This is a genomic window from Hylemonella sp. P2_B10, from assembly GCF_056404875.1.
In genome coordinates this window covers 783,204-800,422 of the sequence record NZ_JBFUDE010000001.1, presented here as the reverse complement: position 1 = coordinate 800,422, position 17,219 = coordinate 783,204, and the positions used below count along the sequence as shown (strand labels likewise).

The window sequence follows — 17,219 nt, the reverse complement described above, 5'->3', positions numbered from 1 at the left end:
AACCTATAGGCTAGAGAACAGGAGCCAGTTTTGGGCAAGAAAACCTTCCTAGACTTCGAGCAACCGATTGCCGATCTGGAAACCAAGATCGAAGAGTTGCGCTATGTGCAGACCGAGTCTGCGGTGGACATTTCCGAGGAAATCGGCCAGCTGAGCAAGAAGAGCCAGCAGCTCACCAAGGACATCTACAGCGACCTGACGCCGTGGCAGATCACCAAGATCGCGCGCCACCCCGAGCGGCCCTACACGCTGGACTACGTCAACGAAATCTTCACCCACTTTGTCGAACTGCATGGCGACCGCCATTTCTCCGACGACCTGAGCATCGTCGGCGGCCTGGCGCGCTTCAACGGCAGCGCCTGCATGGTGATCGGCCAGCAAAAGGGGCGCGACACCAAGGAGCGCGGCATGCGCAACTTCGGCATGAGCAAGCCCGAGGGCTACCGTAAGGCGCTGCGGCTGATGAAGACCGCCGAGAAGTTCGGCTTGCCGGTGTTCACCTTCGTGGACACGCCCGGCGCCTACCCCGGCATCGACGCCGAGGAGCGCGGCCAGTCCGAGGCGATCGGCCGCAACATCTTCGAGATGGCGCAACTGGAGGTGCCCATCATCACCACCATCATCGGTGAAGGCGGCTCCGGCGGCGCGCTGGCCATTTCGGTGGCCGACCAGACCATCATGCTGCAGTATTCCATCTACTCGGTGATCAGCCCCGAGGGCTGTGCCTCCATCCTGTGGAAGACCTCGGACAAGGCGCAGGAGGCGGCCGACGCCCTGGGCATCACCGCGCACCGTCTGAAGGCGCTGGGCCTGGTGGACAAGATCGTCAACGAGCCGGTCGGCGGTGCGCACCGCGACGCCAAGCAGATGGCCTCGTTCCTGAAACGCGCGCTGCATGACGCGCTGCGCCAGGTCAGCGACCTGAAGCCCAAGGAACTGCTGGAGCGCCGCTACCAGCGCCTGCAAAGCTACGGGCGCTACACGGACACCAAGGCCAACAACAAATAACTTGCGGGACAGACCGCAGCCCGCACAGCGGGCAAGCTCTGTCCTCAGCTGATCAAGACTTGCGGGACAGGCTGCCGCCTATGCGGTCAGCTCAACGCACATCGTTGTTGAATGACATCTCGATTTCGGCCGAGCGCGTGACATCAATCGGCTGGAAGCGCCATTTGCTGACCGCCGCGACGGCCAGCGCGTTGAGCTTGCGGTGGCTGCTGCTGGCCACCTGCACCCCACTGGTGCTGCCGTCCGGGTTGACGTCAAAGCGCACCTTCACCCGGCCTTGGGAAATCTCATTGAGCAAGGCGTTGCTCAGCGTCGGTGGGTCTTGCTGGATGGCGACCAGTTCCGTGCGGGCCACCACCACCGGTGCGGGCAATGGCGCCGCCAAGGCCCGGGCAAGCGGGGTCGCTGCCGTGTTTGCTGCTGCGGCTACCTGGATCGCTGCTGGCTGTGCGGCGGTTGTCGTTGGCGGTAACGTGCTTGCCACGGCTGCGGCTGCGGCAACAGGTGCCGGCGGGGCCGTGGGGCCAACGGCGGTGCTGGGCGCAGCGGCTTTGGCCACCTCAGGCGTGGTGGCTGGCCCGGGGGCGGCTGTCTTGGCCACGGTCGGTGCGGGGCTGGGCGCGGCTTGCTTGGCTGTGACTGCTGGTGCGGGGGGCGGCGTTGGGGCCGGTGCGGTGGCCGCTGCTGGTTTGCTGAGCTTGACGGGTGCAACGTTCATGATGAAGCGGTAAGGGCTGAGCGCCTGACGCTGCAAAGCCTCGCTGGGCGTGTTGCCCACCATCTGATCGCCACCCGCCGCGCTGGCCGGCTTGGCCGGCGCCGTGGCCTGGGCCTGGGCCTGGGCGCCACTGCTGGCCAGCAGCATGACTGTGGTCGCCGTCATGATTGCGCTTGCGCGCGCCAAGTTGGTAACACCATCCATCCCGATTTGCTCCAAAGCCCCGTCTCGCGGTTGTGTCGGCAGTCTATGTGCAATCCAGTCGTCGTCTTGGCATTGGCGGGGGCTGTTTGATAATCGCCACATGTTTTGCCGGCGTTTTTGTTGCATAGTTCACAATGTCTGAGCCCTCCGTGTCCCCGCCCATGCCCGCGCGTATAAGTACGGCCATGCAGCAGTTCACGCCCGGCCTGCCGCTGCTGGTGGCCTACAGCGGCGGCGCAGACTCCACCGCCTTGCTGCTGGCCTGCGCCGAGAAATGGCCGGGCCAGGTGCGGGCCGCGCACGTGCACCACGGTTTGCAAGCCGCGGCGGACAGCTTTGCCCAGCATTGCCAGCGCAGCTGCGATGCATGGGGTGTGCCGCTGCAGATCTGCCACGTCAATGCCCGCCACACCAGCGGCCAAAGCCCGGAAGACGCGGCACGCGATGCACGCTATGGCGCGCTGGAAAGCGCCGCACGGGATTTCGGCCCCGCGCATGAAGCATTGCATGACATCGCCTTGGCCCAGCACGCCGACGACCAGGTGGAAACCTTGCTGCTGGCGCTGAGCCGTGGCGCTGGCCTGCCGGGCCTGAGTGCCATGGGCGCACAGGGGCAGCGCAACGGCCTGCGCTTCTGGCGTCCGCTGCTGGAGGTGCCCGGCGCCGAGTTGCGCGCCTGGCTGGCCGCGCGCCAGGTGGGTTTCGTGGAAGATCCCACCAATGCGGATGAACAATTCACCCGCAACCGCATACGCGCCCGGCTGCTGCCGGCGCTGGACGCCGCCTTTCCCCAATTCCGCGACACCTTTGCCCGCAGTGCCCGCCATGCGGCCCAAGCCCAGCAGTTGCTGGACCAAGTGGCCGCGCAGGATCTGGCGGAAGTGGGCACGCCACCGGTGCTGGCCCGGTTGCAGGCGCTGACACCGGCACGCCAGGCCAATGTGCTGCGCCACTGGCTGAAGACCGTGCACCGCGCCACGCCCAACGCCGCGCAATTGGATGAGCTGCTGAACCAGGTGCGTGCGGCCACCACGCGCGGCCACAGTATTCACATCAAAGTGGGTCACGGTTTTGTGCAGCGCAAGGGCATGCACCTGGATTGGTACAATCCCTAGGTTTTGCCTCCCGTTTTCATACATCTTTAACTTTTAGCAATGGCATTGATCGTTCACAAGTACGGCGGCACCTCCATGGGGTCCACCGAGCGCATCCGCAACGTGGCCAAGCGCGTTGCCAAATGGGCGCGCGCCGGCCACCAGATGGTGGTGGTGCCCTCGGCCATGAGCGGCGAGACCAACCGCCTGTTGGGCCTGGCCAAGGAGCTGGCCCCGGACAGGAAGTCCGACGCCTACCACCGTGAGCTGGACATGCTGGCCTCCACCGGCGAACAGGTGTCAGTGGGTTTGCTGGCCATCGCGCTGCAGGCCGAGGGCATGGAGTCCGTCAGCTACGCCGGTTGGCAGGTGCCGATCAGGACCGACAGTTCGTACACCAAGGCACGCATCGAGTCCATCGATGACAAGAAGGTGCGCGCCGACCTGGCCCAGGGCAAGGTGGTCATCGTCACCGGATTCCAGGGCGTGGATGAGCTCGGCCACATCACCACGCTGGGCCGCGGCGGCAGCGACACCTCGGCCGTCGCGGTGGCCGCCGCCATGAAGGCCGACGAATGCCTGATCTACACCGACGTCGACGGCGTCTACACCACAGACCCGCGCGTGGTGCCCGAGGCGCGCCGCCTGCACACCGTCAGCTTCGAGGAGATGCTGGAGATGGCCTCCATGGGCTCCAAGGTGCTGCAGATACGTTCGGTGGAATTCGCCGGCAAGTACAAGGTGCCGCTGCGTGTGCTGAGCAGCTTCACCCCCTGGGACATTGACATCACCGAAGAGGCCAACTCCGGCACGCTGATCACTTTTGAGGAAGACGAACACATGGAACAAGCCATTGTTTCCGGCATCGCATTCAACCGCGACGAGGCCAAGATTTCCGTGCTGGGCGTGCCCGACAAGCCCGGCATCGCGTTCCAGATCCTGGGCCCGGTGGCCGACGCCAACATCGACGTCGACGTCATCATCCAGAACCTGAGCAAGGACGGCAAGACCGACTTCAGCTTCACCGTCAACCGCAGCGAATACGCCAAGGCGATGGAGTTGCTGAAGACCAGCGTGCTGCCCAAGCTGGGCGCGCAGGAGGTGGTGGGCGACATCAAGATCTGCAAGGTCTCCATCGTCGGCATCGGCATGCGCAGCCACGTGGGCGTGGCCAGCAGGATGTTTCGCACGCTGAGCGAAGAGGGCATCAACATCCAGATGATCTCCACCAGCGAGATCAAGACGTCCGTCGTCATCGACGAGAAGTACATGGAGCTGGCCGTGCGCGCGCTGCACAAGGCCTTCGATCTGGATCAACAACCGGCCTGAGGGCCACCCCGGGCGGCACCACCCATGTCTGCACGCCCGCTTCAACAACACGCCGGGGATGTCGCCGCGGCCGAGTCGCTGAAGACCGCGCGCTTCACCACGCTGGTCTCGGTGTGCCTGGCGCTGACCGGCGCGCTGATGGGCCTGACCCTGGGGCGCGCCGGCGGCATGGTGGTGGGCTGGGAGGTGGGGCTGGTGGCCAGCTGCGCTGTGTTTTGCCTGCTGGTGCTGGTCACCATGCTGGTCAAGCCGTTCGACCAGATTCCGTGGATCACGCCGGTGTGCAGCGTTTTCTTCCTGCTCTACCTGGCCTTGGGGGCGGTGGCCGCGTTTGCCCGGACATCCATCCTGCAAGGCCTGTTGGTCTACCTGATGTGGTTTTTCCCGTTGCTGGCGTTCAACCGTTTTGTCAACGTGTTGCCCTATCACCGGCATCTGTCGGTGTTGATCTACGCCACCGCGATCGCACTGGCCGCTGCCCGCCTTGCGCTGGTGCCCACGCCAGAGCCGGAGCGCGGCATCCTGATCGTGTTTTGCCTGAGCAATACCGCGCTGGTCCTGGTCATGACCCTGTTTGCCCGTTACCGCGAGGCCTATATACAGGCCAGCGAACGCGGCCAGGCACTGGACGCCACCCACCAGGCGGTGCGCTCCAGTGAGGAGCGCCTGCGCCGGCTGTTTGCCAACGCCCCCAGCGGCATAGGCTGGGTGGCCATGGACGGCCGCTGCCAGCATGTCAACGCCACCTTTGGGCGCATGGTGGGCTATTCGCCCGACGCCCTGCACGGCATGGCCTTTGCCGATCTGGTCGCGCTGGAGTCGCGCGCTGCCTGGTACGCGCTGCTGGTGGAAGCCCAGCACACCGGCAAGCCGGACTTCTTTGCCGAGTTGCGGCTGGTGGCTGCCGACGGCAAGCCCCGGCAGACGCGGCTGAGCTTCGCGCTGGTGGAGGATGACGCCGGTGGCTCCAAGGCCATGGTGTTCGTCTGCCAGGACAGCCATGGTGCTTGAGAGTTGCCGCAACCCGGAAAACCAGCCCAAAGTCATGCGATAATTGCGGCTGTCTGAATTGACAGGAAACGTGACCGAGTGGCCGAAGGTGCTCCCCTGCTAAGGGAGTATGGGGTGTAGAGCCTCATCGAGGGTTCGAATCCCTCCGTTTCCGCCAGATAGCCCTGAAAGCCCCTTCCAAGGGGCTTTTTTGTTGCCGTTGCTTTCACCCATCAAACCACGTAAGCAGATGTTGCGAAGCGGCTTTCCCTGCGACATGCGTGTGGCCGCGCACAGATGGCGCGCCATGGAACGCCTATTCTGAAAACATGGATCGACGCGGCGCCTGCGCGCTGTGTTCGGGACACCCACTCTAGGAAAGGCAAGTCTCATGAAGACCACTCATTCTTTGAAACTGGGCGCACTCGCCTTGGTGACTGTGTTGAGCACCACCGGTTGCAGCAACATGTCTTACCGCGACAAAGCCATGGCTGTTGGCGCGACCGCCGGTGCGGTGGCCGGTTCTGCATTGACCACCGGTTCTCCCGGCGGCATTGTGGCCGGCGCGCTGATCGGCGGCGTGGTCGGCGATCAGGTCGGCAAGGACCGGCGGCATTGAGTTGATCACAGCCGAGCAAGAGCCACCTTCGGGTGGCTTTTTTGTTTTCGTTTCTGCGGGTCTAATACGCGCTGTTTCACCTGCGCGCCATGACCCCAGTTTCTCCACCACCTTCCCAACCCAAGAATCCGCTGCACGGCGTGACATTGGAAGCGATTGTCACGGCCTTGGCTGAGCACTACGGCTGGCAGGGCCTGGGCCAGCGCATCCCGGTGCGCTGTTTCACCAGTGACCCCAGTGTGGCCTCCAGCCTGAAGTTTCTGCGCAAGACGCCATGGGCGCGGGAGAAGGTCGAGGGCTTGTACCTGTTCATGTTGCGGGAGCAGCGCCGCAAGGGGGCGGTGTGATGGGCTGGCAATACCTTGGCGCTGGTCTGGTGCTTGCCGGAGCTTGCGTTCAGGCGCCGGCCGCTGAGCCGGTGGGCATGGTGGACGACGCTTGCCCCACCCTGTTGCCGGCGCCAGCCAGCGTGGCGCAATGGGACATCGCGCTGCTGGAGCCCGGCCAGCTGGACCGCGCCGCGCTGTCAGCCCGCATCCAGCAAGACCCCGAAGCCCAGGCCTACATGAAGGCACAGCAAGCCTGGGCCGCGCAGGACTGGGCCAAACTGTGCCGCTACCGTGCCGACAACCGTCGCCTGCTGGCCAGTGGCGTGCCGGTGCAGACCGTGTTCCTGGGTGATTCCATCACGGACAACTGGCCCAAGGCCGATCCGGCCATGTTTTCAAACGGGTGGGTGGGCCGCGGCATTAGTGGCCAGACCAGCGCACAGATGCTGGTGCGTTTCCAGGCCGACGTGGTGGCGCTGCATCCCCAATGGGTGCACATCCTGGCTGGCACCAACGACGTGGCGGGCAACGGCGGCCCCACCACCGCGCAGGATTTCAAGAACAACATCATGGCCATGGTGCAGTTGGCGCGTGCCAATGGCATCACCGCGGTACTGGGCGCCATTCCGCCGGCCAAGCGTTTCTCCTGGCGGCCCGAGGTGGACGCGGCGCCGCGCATTGCCGAACTGAACGCCTGGCTGAAAACCTTCGCGCAGCAACAGGGCCTGGGCTTTGTGGACTACCACTCTGCGCTGGCGCGCGATGGCGACTTGCCCGCCGAGTACGGCAATGACGGCGTGCACCCCAACCGCAACGGCTACGCCGTCATGCGGCGGCTGGTTCAGGCGGCCACAGTGGCCGCACCGACAGCCGGCAGCGGCGCCTCGTCGTCCAGCAGCGCACCTTCGCGCGGCGCGTTGTAGCGCGCCATATCCAGCAGCCCCAGGCGCTTGGCCACAATCGTGGGCACCAGCGCCTGGCCGGCCACGTTGACGGCGGTGCGGCCCATGTCGATGATGGGTTCCACCGCCAGCAGCAGGCCTACGCCTTCCAGCGGCAGACCGACGGTGGACAGCGTCAGCGTCAGCATCACGGTGGCGCCGGTGGTGCCGGCGGTGGCCGTCGACCCCAGCACGCACACCAGCGCGATCAGCAGGTACTGTGTCAACCCCAACTCGATGTTGTAGAAGTGGGCGATGAAGATGGCCGCGATGGCCGGGTAGATGGAGGCGCAGCCGTCCATCTTGGTGGTGGCGCCCAGCGGCACGGCAAAGGCGGCGTATTCGCGCGGCACGCCCAGGTAGCGCTCAGTCACCCGCTCGGTCAGCGGCATGGTGCCCATGGACGAGCGCGACACGAAACCCAGCTGCACGGCCGGCCACACGCCAGAGAAGTATTGCCCCACCGACAGCCCGTGCGCGCGCACCAGCAGCGGGTAGACGATGAACAGCACCAGCGCCAGGCCCACGTACACCGAGCCGCTGAAGGCCGCCAGCTTGCCCAGGGCGTCCCAGCCATAGCTGGCCACCGCGTTGCCCAGCAGCGCCATGGTGCCTATGGGCGCCAGGCGGATGATCCACCACAGCACCTTCTGCACCACCGCGCCGGCCGACTGCACCAGCTGCAGGAAGGGCGCGGCCTTGTCGCCCACCTTCAGCGCCGCGATACCGATGGCAATGGAGATCACCAGCAGTTGCAGCACATTGAAGCTCATGCCGGTTGTCACCGTGGTCTTGGCGCCCACTGTCTTGACCGAGCTGCTGGCCGCCAGGCCCAGGATGTTGCTGGGGATCAGGCTGTTCAAAAAGGCCCACCATGAGCCGGTGCTGGATGGCGCCACCGCGCTGGCGGCGTCCACCGCCGCACCAGCGGCCGGGTTGGCGACGATGCCAATGCCCAGGCCTATCAACACTGCAATCAGTGCGGTGATGGCAAACCACACCAGCGTCTGCGTGGCCAACTGTGCCGCGTTGTGCAACTGACGCAGGTTGGCGATGCTGGACACCACGGCGGTGAGTATCAGCGGCGCGATCATCACCTTCAGCAACGACACGTAGGACGAGCCAATGGCGTCCAAGGCCACCACCAGGGCGTTCTTGCTGCCGTCAGCCGCCGGCCCCAGGTTGCGCGCCAGCAGGCCCAACAGCACGCCCAGCAACAGGCCCACCACGATCTGCGGGCCGAAGGCGGTCCACCAGCTCTTGCGCGGGCGGGCAGTGGCGGGGCCGGACGGGGGAACAACGGGGTTGGATTGGCCTTGCGATGGGGCGGTGACGGACATGGGGCAAACTCCTGACCATGGCTACGCGGCCATGGGGTTGCGAAGCCGCCATTGTGCGGCAGAAGCGGTGCACGCATGGCGCGTGCGGTTGTTCCTTGCGGGTAGGCCTGGGTGTCAGACGGCTCCCGCAGCGAATGGGCGCCTTGGCTGGCAGCGTCGGGCACGTTGCAGGGTCACCATGGGGCATTGAAAGGAAGCTGCCATGACACGCAACAAGCAAGCCTCAACCCCGCCGCTGCCCAAGCCAGTGTCCAGTTCAGGTCCCAACCCCGACAAGGGCATTCATGACAGCAGTGAGCACACCGGGTTCACATCGCCACCGCATCGTCTGGGCACGTCGCAGGATTTCGGCGATCGGGAGGTGTCACACACCGCCGAGGCGCTGGAGCAGCAGGCCGCCGCAAACCACGCGGACACCGCGTCCATCCGCCCGGCTGGCACCAGCGCGCCCGGCCACGGCTCGCCGCGGCCGTCACCCGAGCAAAAGCGCTCAGTGAATCCTGACTGAGGGACCCATGCCCGCATTTGTGATGAAATCGGTTCTCGACCGGGTCAAAGCACCGGCGATCATTGCGAGGGCGAGGTCCTATGGATATGACGGCGGTTTTGAACACGGTCTTGCTGTGCGGCTGCTTGGCGCTGTTGACCTATTGCGCCCACAAGATGCGCAGAATCCACCTGAAGACCTTCGAACTGCTGGCCGCCGCGCAGCGAGAAGGGCAGATCGTATTTTCTCAATTGCAGGCGTTAAGTGCCCTGGAGCGCAAACTCAACCTGCCCCAGCCGCTGCCAGCCACGCGCGGCTGGGCAGGTTCGCCGGACTTCCTGTTGTCCATCACCGAGCACATGTTGCGCCATCGCCCGCAGGTGGTGATGGAATGCAGCTCGGGCGTGTCCACTGTGGCCATTGCCCGCTGCTTGCAAATCAACGGCGGCGGACATGTGTACAGCCTGGAGAACACGCCGGAGTTTGCCGCCAGGACGCGCGACATGCTGGCGACCCAAGGGCTACAGGCGTTTGCCACGGTCATTGATGCGCCGCTGGTCTCAGGGCTCACGGACACCCCTTGGTACGACCTCAGCCGGCTGCCAGCCGAAGTGTCCGGCGCGGCGCTGCTGGTGGTGGACGGTCCGCCTGGCCATGTGGCTGCGCAGAGCCGTTACCCCGCGCTGCCCCAATTGATGCCGCATCTGGCGCAACATTGCACGGTGATGCTGGACGATGCCGATCGGCCCGACGAGCGCGTCATCGTCCAACGCTGGTTGCGACAATACCCTGCGTTCCGGCACACCTACATCGCGCACGAGAAGGGTCTGTCCGTGCTGACGAACCCTTGAGCCGGCACACCCTGTGTCGACCAGACGGCGTTGTGGAGTGGCAGGCCGTCAGGCCACGCCGGCGCTGAGCAATTGCTCCCGCAGCAGCCGCTTCATCAATTTGCCATTGGCATTGCGTGGCAATGGCGCATCTGACCAGGTGAAGCTCTCGGGCACCTTGTAGTCTGACAGCCGCTGCGCGCAATGCAGGCGCAGCGCCTCGCTATCCTGTGGCATGTCGGGCGCATGCACAAAGGCATGCACACGTTCGCCCAGCACCGGGCAGGGCTTGGCGACGATGGCGGCCTCCACCACGCCGGGCCAGGCCATCAGCACGTTCTCCACCTCCACCGAATAGATCTTGAAGCCGCCCCGGTTCAGCATGTCTTTCTTGCGGTCAAACACCCGCACGTAGCCCTGGGCGTCGATGGACCCCAGATCGCCCGAATGCCAGTAGCCGGCGGTGAAGGACGCGGCGGTAGCCTGCGGGTTGGCCCAGTAGCCGGGCACCACCATGGGGCCGGCTATCCACAGCTCGCCGGTTTCGCCGGGTGGCAACTCGTGGCCGTGGTCGTCCATCACCTTCACATCAGCCGCCGGCAGCGGCACGCCCACGGTGTCAGCGTGGCTGGCGGTGTCACCGGCCGGCATCATGGTGGTGGGGGAGGTGGTCTCGGTGGCACCATAGGCGTTCACCAGCGTCAGCCCAGGCAGGCGCTGGGCCAGCGCTTCTATGGTGGCCTGCGGCATGGGGGCACCGCCGTAGCCGCCGACGCGCCAGGCGCTCAAGTCGGCGCGGGCGAAGCTGTCATGCATCAGGCACAGGTTGTAAATGGCCGGCACCATCAGCGTGTGGGTGACGCGCTGGGCCTGCATGGCGGCGATGAAGGTCTCGGCCTTGAACGGCGGCATGATGACGGTGCAGCCGCCCACATGCAGCATGCTGGCGATGGTGGCGATCAGCCCCGTCACATGGCTGGCTGGCACCACCAGCGCCGAGCGGTCGGTTGGGCCCAGCCGCATGCAGGCCTGATAGTGCAGCACCGAGTGGACGATGTTCAGGTGCGTCAGCATCGCCCCCTTGGGGTTGCCAGTGGTGCCTGAGGTGTAGAGGATGACGGCGGTGTCGGTCTCTGCAACGCTGGCCACCGGCACGTCGGCTGCCGGCGCTGCCATCAGCGCTGCCAGCGGTTCGCAACCTGCAGCCTCGCCGGCCACCGTCACGCGCAGCTTCAGCGCCGGGGCATCGGCCGCATCGGGCAGGCGCTCGGCCAGCGCCGCCTCGGCCACGATGGCCATGGCGCTGCACTGGTTGGCGATGTAGGTCAGGCCGGGTTGTTGCTCGCGCACGCCCACCGGCACGGCGATGGCACCCAGACGCATCAGCGCCAGCAGCGTGAAGACGAACTCGGGCCGGTTGTCCACCAGCAGCAGCACGCGGTCGCCCGGGCCTACGCCGCGCGCTGCCAGGCCGGCGGCCAGGCGGCGGGCGGCGGTGTCGCATTGCGCATAGGTCCAGATCTGGTGATCCTGGCTCAGCGCCGGCGCCTGGGGGCTGCGCGCCAGCGTGGCGGCGAACATCGCATGCACGCTGGCTGGCCGCTCAGTAAAACAGCGCACCACACGGTCGTTGAACAGCGCCTCATGGCGCATGGCGGGCACCGGGTAGGCTTGCCAGTGGCTCATGTTTCAGGCTGCATCAATGGGCGGCGGCCAGTGCCAGGTTGGTGCCGCGCTCGATGGCGAACTCCTGGTCCACCAGCTTGCGCGAGTGGTTCAGGTCGCTCTGGGCGATCAGCACCGCCGTGCTGCTGCCCTTGAGCCCGGCGATCACCTCGCCCAGCCGCTTAGACAGCGCCGGTGCCACGCCCTCGAAGGGTTCGTCCAGCAGCAACAGCCGCTTGCCCACGGCCAGTGCGCGCGCCAGCGCCACCAGCTTTTGCTGACCGCCCGAGAGCAGCAGCGCGCGCCGCTGGCGCATTTCCAACAGTTCAGGCAGCACCTGGTAGACCAGGGCCAGCCGCTCGTCGACCTGCAGTGTCTTGTTCACCCACACCGGTACCAGGATGTTCTCTTCCACGGTCAGCTCAGGCACCAGGCCGCGGTCTTCTGGCATATAGCCTATGCCCAGGCCGGCGCGGGCATGGCGCGGCAGCGCTGCCAGGTCCTGGCCGTCAAAACGTATGCGGCCTTCGCGCGGCGTCAGGTGCCCCATGATGGCGCGCAACAGCGTGGTCTTGCCGGCACCGTTGCGGCCTATCAGGCCCACCATGCTGCCCTCGGGCACCGTCAGCGACAGCCCGCGCAGCGCCACCACCGACTGGATGGCCACGTGCACGCCTTCGACTTCAAGCATGGGCGGTCTCCTGTGTGGCGTCCTGCGGCGTGTCCTCTTGCAGCAACTCGCCGGTGACGTAACGGCGCACGTCGGCGGTGGCCAGCGCGACTGCCGGCTTGTCGTCGGCAATGATGCGTCCGGCGTAGAAGGCGATCACGCGGTCGGAGTAGCGCGCCACGATGTCCATGTCATGCTCGACGAACAGCACCGTGGTGGCCTGCTCCTGGCCCAGCGCAGCCATGATGGTGTCCATCATCGGAAACTTCTCCTCGGCCGAGACGCCGCTGGTGGGCTCGTCCAGCAGCAGCAGCTTGGGCGCGCCGGTCAGCGCCATGGCGATGTCCAGCAGCTTGCGCACGCCGCCGGGCAACTCGGCCACGCGGCGCTCGCTGTGCTCGGCCAGGCCAAAGCGCTGCAGCAGCGTGTGTGCACGCGCCAGCGCGGCGGCACGGCGAGCCGGCTGCCAGAAGCTCAAGTGCCCGTCGTGGCAGGCATTGGCCGCCAGCATGTTGTCCAGCACGGTCAACTCGCCAAACAACTGCGGAATCTGGAACGAGCGCGCCACCCCCAGCCGGGTGATGGCGCGCGGGTGCAGCGCGGTGATGTCGCGGCCGTCCAGCGCGATGCTGCCGGCGTCGGGCTTCAGGTAGCCGGTGATCATGTTGACGAAGGTGGTCTTGCCGGCGCCGTTGCTGCCGATCAGGCTGACGCGCTCGCCGCTTTGCACGCTGATGTTGACGTCGCCCGCCGCCACCACGGCGCCGAACTGCTTGACCAGTCCACGGGCCTCCAGCATGGCGCTCATGAGCCCCTCCGTTTCACCCACAGCGAACCAATGCCGCCGGGCAGGAAGCGGATCACGAACAGCAGGAACAGGCCCAGCGCCAGTTGCCAGGTGTTGGGGAAATAGGCGCTGGAAAACGAGCGCACCACCTCCAGCACCATGCTGGCCACGAACACCGCCGCCACGCTTTGCCAGCCCGCCAGCACGGCGACGAAGACGAACTCGCCCGAGGTGGTCCAGAAGCTGAAATTGGGCTCGATGTGGCCCAGCGCCAGCACCGCCAGTGCGCCGCCCACGCCGCCGCAGAAGGCTGCCAGGGCGAAGTTGATGGCCATGGTCTGGCGCACCGCGCCGCCCAGGTACTCGACCCGCAGTTCGTTGTCGCGCGCTGCCAGCATGACCAGGCCGCGCGTGCTGTCAAAGTACACCCGCGCCAGCAGCGCCACCACCGTGGCCACCACCACCGTCAACAGATACAGGGTGTAGCCCACCCACGCATCGGGCAGCGTCTGCCCCAGCAGTGTGGGTCGGCCGACGTTGAAGCCGTCCGAGCCGCCCAGCGTGTTCAGCTTCATCAACAGGCCATAGCTGACCATGGACAGCGCCAGCGTCAGCATGCCGAAGAAGATGCCCCGGTAGCGCGACAGCAGGGGCGCGAAAGGCGCGGCCAGCAGCATCGCCACCACGCCACCGGCCAGCGCCAGACCCAGCGCGTCGGTGATGCCCAGCTTGTTGAACGCCAGCGCAGCGGTGTAGCCGCCGGCGGCAAACACCATGCCCTGGCCAAATGGCACCACGCCACCGCGCATCATCAGCGCAATGCCCAGCGACACCAGGCCGTTGGCCGCCGCCATGGTGAGCAGGAAGGTCAGCCACTTGGGCATCACCAGGCCGGCCAATGCCAACGCCAGGCAACACAGCGTGCCCTGGGCCACGGTGCGGCGGTGCGCAGCGGCTGGGTGGGCCGTGGCGTGCGCGCCGGCCAGGAGAGAGGAGGGAGATGCAGCCGCCATGGCGCCTCAGATCTTTCTGGCCTGTATGCGCTGGAACAGGCCTTCGGGCCGGAATATCAGCACCACCGCCATCACCACATAGATGGAAAACAGCTCGGCCACCGGCGCCATGTGCACCGCCAGCGAGCGCGCCAGGCCGACAATGAGTGCGCCGATCGCCGCGCCTTCGATGCTGCCCAGCCCGCCGATGATGACCACCGCGAAGGACACGATGATCACCCCCACCGACACCCCCGGCTGCACCGAGATCATCGGCGCGGTGAAGGCGCCGCCCAGGCTGGCCAGCAGGATGCCCACCGTGAACGCCAGCATGTACACGCGCGACACGTTGACCCCCATGCTGGAGGCCACCTCGGGGCTGTGGATCACCGCCAGCACGATCTTGCCGCTGCGCGTGCGGTTCAGCCCCCACCAGACGGCGCCACCGATGAGCAGGGCCACGGCCATCAGGAAGAAGTCATAACCCACATAGGTCTGCTTGCCGATGTCGATGCTGCCAAACAGCCCGTAGGGTTCGGAGACGTAGTACGGGTTGGCGCCCCAGATCAGCTTGGTCACGTCCTCCATGATGAGGAACATGGCGTAGGTCACCAGCACCAGCAGCACCTCGTCGCGGCCGTAGAAGAAGCGCAGCAGGCCGCGCTCGGTCAGCGGCGCTACCAGCGCCGCCACCGCCACCGCTGCCAGCAGCATGGCCACGATGGACCAGCCCGGCGCCCATTTCAGGGTGGCAGCCCAGCCCACGAAGCTGGCGGCCGCATAGGCCCCCAGCGCGTAGAAACTGCCATGGGCGATGTTGAGGATCTTCAGCACGCCGAAGACCAGCGTCAGCCCCAGGGCGACGATGAACAGCCACGAGGCGTAGCTCAGGCCGTCAATCAGGATGGTCAGCATGGACAGGTCAAGCCGTTGCCAAGCCCGGCACCCTTACGGGCAGCCCTTGGCACCGGGGAAGCCGGCCTTGATCCAGTCTTCCGACTTCATGTTGGCCGGCGGGTTCACGCACTCGGCCGGGAAGCGCATGATGTCATCCAGCACCACCATCTTCTTGGCGGCGTCATAGCGGGTCTTGCCGATGGCGGTCTCCTGCATGGCCTGGTGGCCGTTGCCCAGCGCCATGCGGATCTTGCCGGCCGGTGAATCCCATTCGGCATTGGTCAGCGCGGCCGCCAGTTGCTCGGCATTGGGCTTCTTGCCGCCGTTGGCGGCCATGGCCTTTTCAACCGCCAGCTTCAAGCCCAGCAGCGACTGCACCATGCGGTAAGGGGCCTGCACCGGGTAGGTGTTGTAGGCCTTGCTGTACATGTCCCACCACCAGTCGTTCAACGGCGACTTTGGCGACATCAGGCCATACGCGCCGCGCGCGCCCAGGATGGCGCCGTCGGGCATCTTGTCGCCCAGGCCGGGCAGTACGTGGTCGGCGGCCGACAGCACCACCTGCGAGCGCTTGAACAGCCCGCGCGGGCCCGACTGCAGGATGAAGGCCTGCAAGTCACCACCCCACAGGCTGCTGTGCGTGACGTCGGCCGGCTTGGCCATCAGTGCCGAGATCTCGGTGCCGTATTGGCCGGCGCCGAACTTGGGCAGCTGGTCTTCACCCGGCTTGGCGCCAGGGTAGAGTTTTTCCATCGACAGCACGAAGTCCTTCTTCGAGTCCTGGCCCCAGGCGTAGTCCTGGTTGATCATGTTGAAGCTGTCGACCTTGATGTTCTTGGCCTTCAAATAGCGCGCCAGCGCCACGTTGTCCATGGCGGCGTGCGAGGCGGTGCGAAACACGTAGTTCAGCTTGTTGTCCTCGAAGATGCGCGGCGTGCCGCAGTCGTACAGGATCAGGAACTTCTTCATCTCCTCGGCCACCGGCGCCACAGCCAGGCAGTCGCCCGAGCCCACATAGCCCACCACGGCATCCACCTTCTCGCGGTCATACAGGTTGCGCAGCTCCTGCACCTGCTTGGTGGCGCCGCCGTTCTCGTCCACATAGACGGCCTCGATCTTCATGCCGCCGAAGCCGGTCTTGTTGTAGGGGGCTGGCGCGGTGCCCTTGTTGAAGGCGTCCAGCACCACCTTGGCGCCGTTGACCGCCGGAATGCCAAAGCTTTCCGCCGCCTGGCCCGACAGGAAGCTGACGATGCCGATTTTGAAGGTCTCCTGCGTCTGCGCCTGCGCGCCAGCAGTCATGCCCAGGCCCCAGCACAGCGCTGCCGCCGCGCCCGCCACCACGCGCACCTGGGTGCGCCACGTCTTCGCCACCAATCGCTTCTGTGTCTTCATGCTCGTCTCCTGTTGTTGGCCTGTGTCGGCCGTTTAATGGGGCAACGCGATGGGCGTGCTCATGTCGAGCCCGGCCAGTGCGAAGCCGCGTTGAAAATCCACCATGTGCTTGCGGGTTGCCTCGGCGGCAGCCTCGGCGTCGCGCGCCCTCAGCGCCGCCACGATGGTGCGGTGCGCCGCGATGTTGCGCTGCATGGCCTGCGGCAGGCAGTTGAAGATTTGCAGCAGCGTGGGGTTGTACAGCAGGCTGACCGGCTCGCGCGCCAGCGTCAGCGCCGGGTTGTGGCTGGCGCGGCCCACCAGCGCGTGGAACTCCACGTCCAGCGCCACCAGCGCGGCCTTGTCGGTCTGCTGGGCGGTGGCAGCCACATTGCATTCAAGCAGGTCGAAGTCTTCCGCCGTGCCACGCGTGGCGGCCAGCCGCGCGGCCAGCGGCTCCAGCACCACGGCGATCTCCCACAGGGCTTGAAAGGTGGTTTGCTGCAGCAGCAGCAGCCGGGTGGCGCGTGGTGCCAGGTCGTGCACGCCGGGCATGCTGACGAACAGGCGCCGGCCCTCCATGCGCTTGAGCAGGCCTTCCTGCTCCACCTGGCGTATGGCCTCGCGCACGGTGGAGCGGTGCACGCCAAAGCGTCCGGCCAGTTCCTGCTCGGTGGGCAGGGCCATGCCGGGGGTCAGGTCGCCGTCCAGGATGGAGCGCTGCAAGGCGGCGGACACGGCCTTGTAAGCCGGCTCCACCACCACGCGCTGAAAGACTTCCGTAGGCACCTGGTCCCGCATCCGACCCTCCAAATGTGCCGTGATCTTTGTCCGACAAACCGACTGGAAGTGCGCGGACAAACCCTAGGCCGTTGTCGCGCCGGTGACAAGATGGCCCGGCCAACGCGTTTCAAGTAACGTGCACAATGCTGGCCGAAGACCTGA

Annotated in this window: 18 protein-coding genes and 1 tRNA gene; 10 read left to right on the top strand and 9 right to left on the bottom strand. The window is 66.1% G+C overall.

The annotated features are described in order from the left end of the window. Positions 1 to 30: 30 nt before the first annotated feature. The gene (locus tag AC1DX2_RS03890; RefSeq protein WP_477194969.1) at positions 31 to 1,008 is read left to right on the top strand and encodes an acetyl-CoA carboxylase carboxyltransferase subunit alpha; all 978 of its coding nucleotides are present in this window, start codon (positions 31 to 33) and stop codon (positions 1,006 to 1,008) included. A 91-nt stretch (positions 1,009 to 1,099) separates the two neighbouring features. Here the strand turns inward: AC1DX2_RS03890 and AC1DX2_RS03885 are convergent, their stop codons facing one another. Then, positions 1,100 to 1,891, bottom strand: coding sequence for an energy transducer TonB (locus AC1DX2_RS03885; RefSeq protein ID WP_477194968.1), 792 nt, complete (start codon positions 1,889 to 1,891; stop codon positions 1,100 to 1,102). Positions 1,892 to 2,091: 200 nt separating this feature from the next. Between AC1DX2_RS03885 and tilS the strand changes: the two genes are divergently transcribed. The 7 genes from tilS (at position 2,092) to AC1DX2_RS03850 (ending at position 7,214) form a co-directional block, all read left to right on the top strand. Next, positions 2,092 to 3,045 (top strand): tRNA lysidine(34) synthetase TilS, encoded by a 954-nt coding sequence (tilS, locus tag AC1DX2_RS03880; protein ID WP_477194967.1) that lies wholly within the window; start codon positions 2,092 to 2,094, stop codon positions 3,043 to 3,045. Positions 3,046 to 3,084: 39 nt separating this feature from the next. Then, complete coding sequence (locus AC1DX2_RS03875; RefSeq protein WP_477194966.1) at positions 3,085 to 4,353, top strand: aspartate kinase; 1,269 nt, start codon at positions 3,085 to 3,087, stop codon at positions 4,351 to 4,353. Between the two features lie 24 nt (positions 4,354 to 4,377). Continuing rightward, positions 4,378 to 5,364, top strand: a complete 987-nt coding sequence (locus AC1DX2_RS03870; RefSeq protein ID WP_477194965.1) for a PAS domain-containing protein — start codon at positions 4,378 to 4,380, stop codon at positions 5,362 to 5,364. A 64-nt stretch (positions 5,365 to 5,428) separates the two neighbouring features. Beyond that, positions 5,429 to 5,521: transfer RNA gene (locus AC1DX2_RS03865), tRNA-Ser, on the top strand. A 213-nt stretch (positions 5,522 to 5,734) separates the two neighbouring features. Beyond that, complete coding sequence (locus AC1DX2_RS03860) at positions 5,735 to 5,962, top strand: glycine zipper 2TM domain-containing protein (protein WP_477194964.1); 228 nt, start codon at positions 5,735 to 5,737, stop codon at positions 5,960 to 5,962. Between the two features lie 89 nt (positions 5,963 to 6,051). Then, a complete protein-coding gene (locus AC1DX2_RS03855; RefSeq protein WP_477194963.1) occupies positions 6,052 to 6,309 on the top strand; it encodes a VF530 family protein in 258 nt (85 codons plus the stop codon). 77 nt (positions 6,310 to 6,386) lie between these two features. Continuing rightward, complete coding sequence (locus AC1DX2_RS03850; protein WP_477194962.1) at positions 6,387 to 7,214, top strand: GDSL-type esterase/lipase family protein; 828 nt, start codon at positions 6,387 to 6,389, stop codon at positions 7,212 to 7,214. Here the strand turns inward: AC1DX2_RS03850 and AC1DX2_RS03845 are convergent. Beyond that, the gene (locus tag AC1DX2_RS03845) at positions 7,133 to 8,572 is read right to left on the bottom strand and encodes a dicarboxylate/amino acid:cation symporter (protein ID WP_477194961.1); all 1,440 of its coding nucleotides are present in this window, start codon (positions 8,570 to 8,572) and stop codon (positions 7,133 to 7,135) included. The genes AC1DX2_RS03850 and AC1DX2_RS03845 overlap by 82 nt on opposite strands. Positions 8,573 to 8,774: 202 nt before the next feature. On the opposite strand from AC1DX2_RS03845, the gene AC1DX2_RS03840 reads away from it, so the two are divergent. Continuing rightward, positions 8,775 to 9,080, top strand: a complete 306-nt coding sequence (locus AC1DX2_RS03840) for a hypothetical protein (protein WP_477194960.1) — start codon at positions 8,775 to 8,777, stop codon at positions 9,078 to 9,080. Positions 9,081 to 9,160: 80 nt separating this feature from the next. After that, complete coding sequence (locus tag AC1DX2_RS03835) at positions 9,161 to 9,910, top strand: class I SAM-dependent methyltransferase (RefSeq protein WP_477194959.1); 750 nt, start codon at positions 9,161 to 9,163, stop codon at positions 9,908 to 9,910. 48 nt (positions 9,911 to 9,958) lie between these two features. Here AC1DX2_RS03835 and AC1DX2_RS03830 read toward each other — a convergent pair whose 3' ends face one another. From AC1DX2_RS03830 to AC1DX2_RS03800, 7 genes are read right to left on the bottom strand one after another with little or no spacing between them, the layout of a single operon-like run. Further along, positions 9,959 to 11,575 carry a class I adenylate-forming enzyme family protein gene (locus AC1DX2_RS03830; protein WP_477194958.1) on the bottom strand — a complete coding sequence of 539 codons (1,617 nt, stop codon included), beginning with the start codon at positions 11,573 to 11,575 and terminating at the stop codon, positions 9,959 to 9,961. Positions 11,576 to 11,588: 13 nt separating this feature from the next. Further along, positions 11,589 to 12,245 carry an ABC transporter ATP-binding protein gene (locus AC1DX2_RS03825; RefSeq protein WP_477194957.1) on the bottom strand — a complete coding sequence of 219 codons (657 nt, stop codon included), beginning with the start codon at positions 12,243 to 12,245 and terminating at the stop codon, positions 11,589 to 11,591. Further along, positions 12,238 to 13,032, bottom strand: coding sequence for an ABC transporter ATP-binding protein (locus AC1DX2_RS03820; protein WP_477194956.1), 795 nt, complete (start codon positions 13,030 to 13,032; stop codon positions 12,238 to 12,240). The genes AC1DX2_RS03825 and AC1DX2_RS03820 overlap by 8 nt, the downstream gene beginning before the upstream one ends. Beyond that, positions 13,029 to 14,024, bottom strand: a complete 996-nt coding sequence (locus AC1DX2_RS03815) for a branched-chain amino acid ABC transporter permease (RefSeq protein WP_477194955.1) — start codon at positions 14,022 to 14,024, stop codon at positions 13,029 to 13,031. The genes AC1DX2_RS03820 and AC1DX2_RS03815 overlap by 4 nt, the downstream gene beginning before the upstream one ends. Positions 14,025 to 14,030: 6 nt before the next feature. After that, positions 14,031 to 14,918: a branched-chain amino acid ABC transporter permease gene (locus AC1DX2_RS03810; protein ID WP_477194954.1), complete on the bottom strand. Its 888-nt coding sequence runs from the start codon at positions 14,916 to 14,918 to the stop codon at positions 14,031 to 14,033. Between the two features lie 33 nt (positions 14,919 to 14,951). Continuing rightward, a complete protein-coding gene (locus tag AC1DX2_RS03805) occupies positions 14,952 to 16,295 on the bottom strand; it encodes an ABC transporter substrate-binding protein (RefSeq protein WP_477194953.1) in 1,344 nt (447 codons plus the stop codon). 33 nt (positions 16,296 to 16,328) lie between these two features. After that, a complete protein-coding gene (locus AC1DX2_RS03800) occupies positions 16,329 to 17,075 on the bottom strand; it encodes a FadR/GntR family transcriptional regulator (protein WP_477194952.1) in 747 nt (248 codons plus the stop codon). Positions 17,076 to 17,219: the final 144 nt, after the last annotated feature.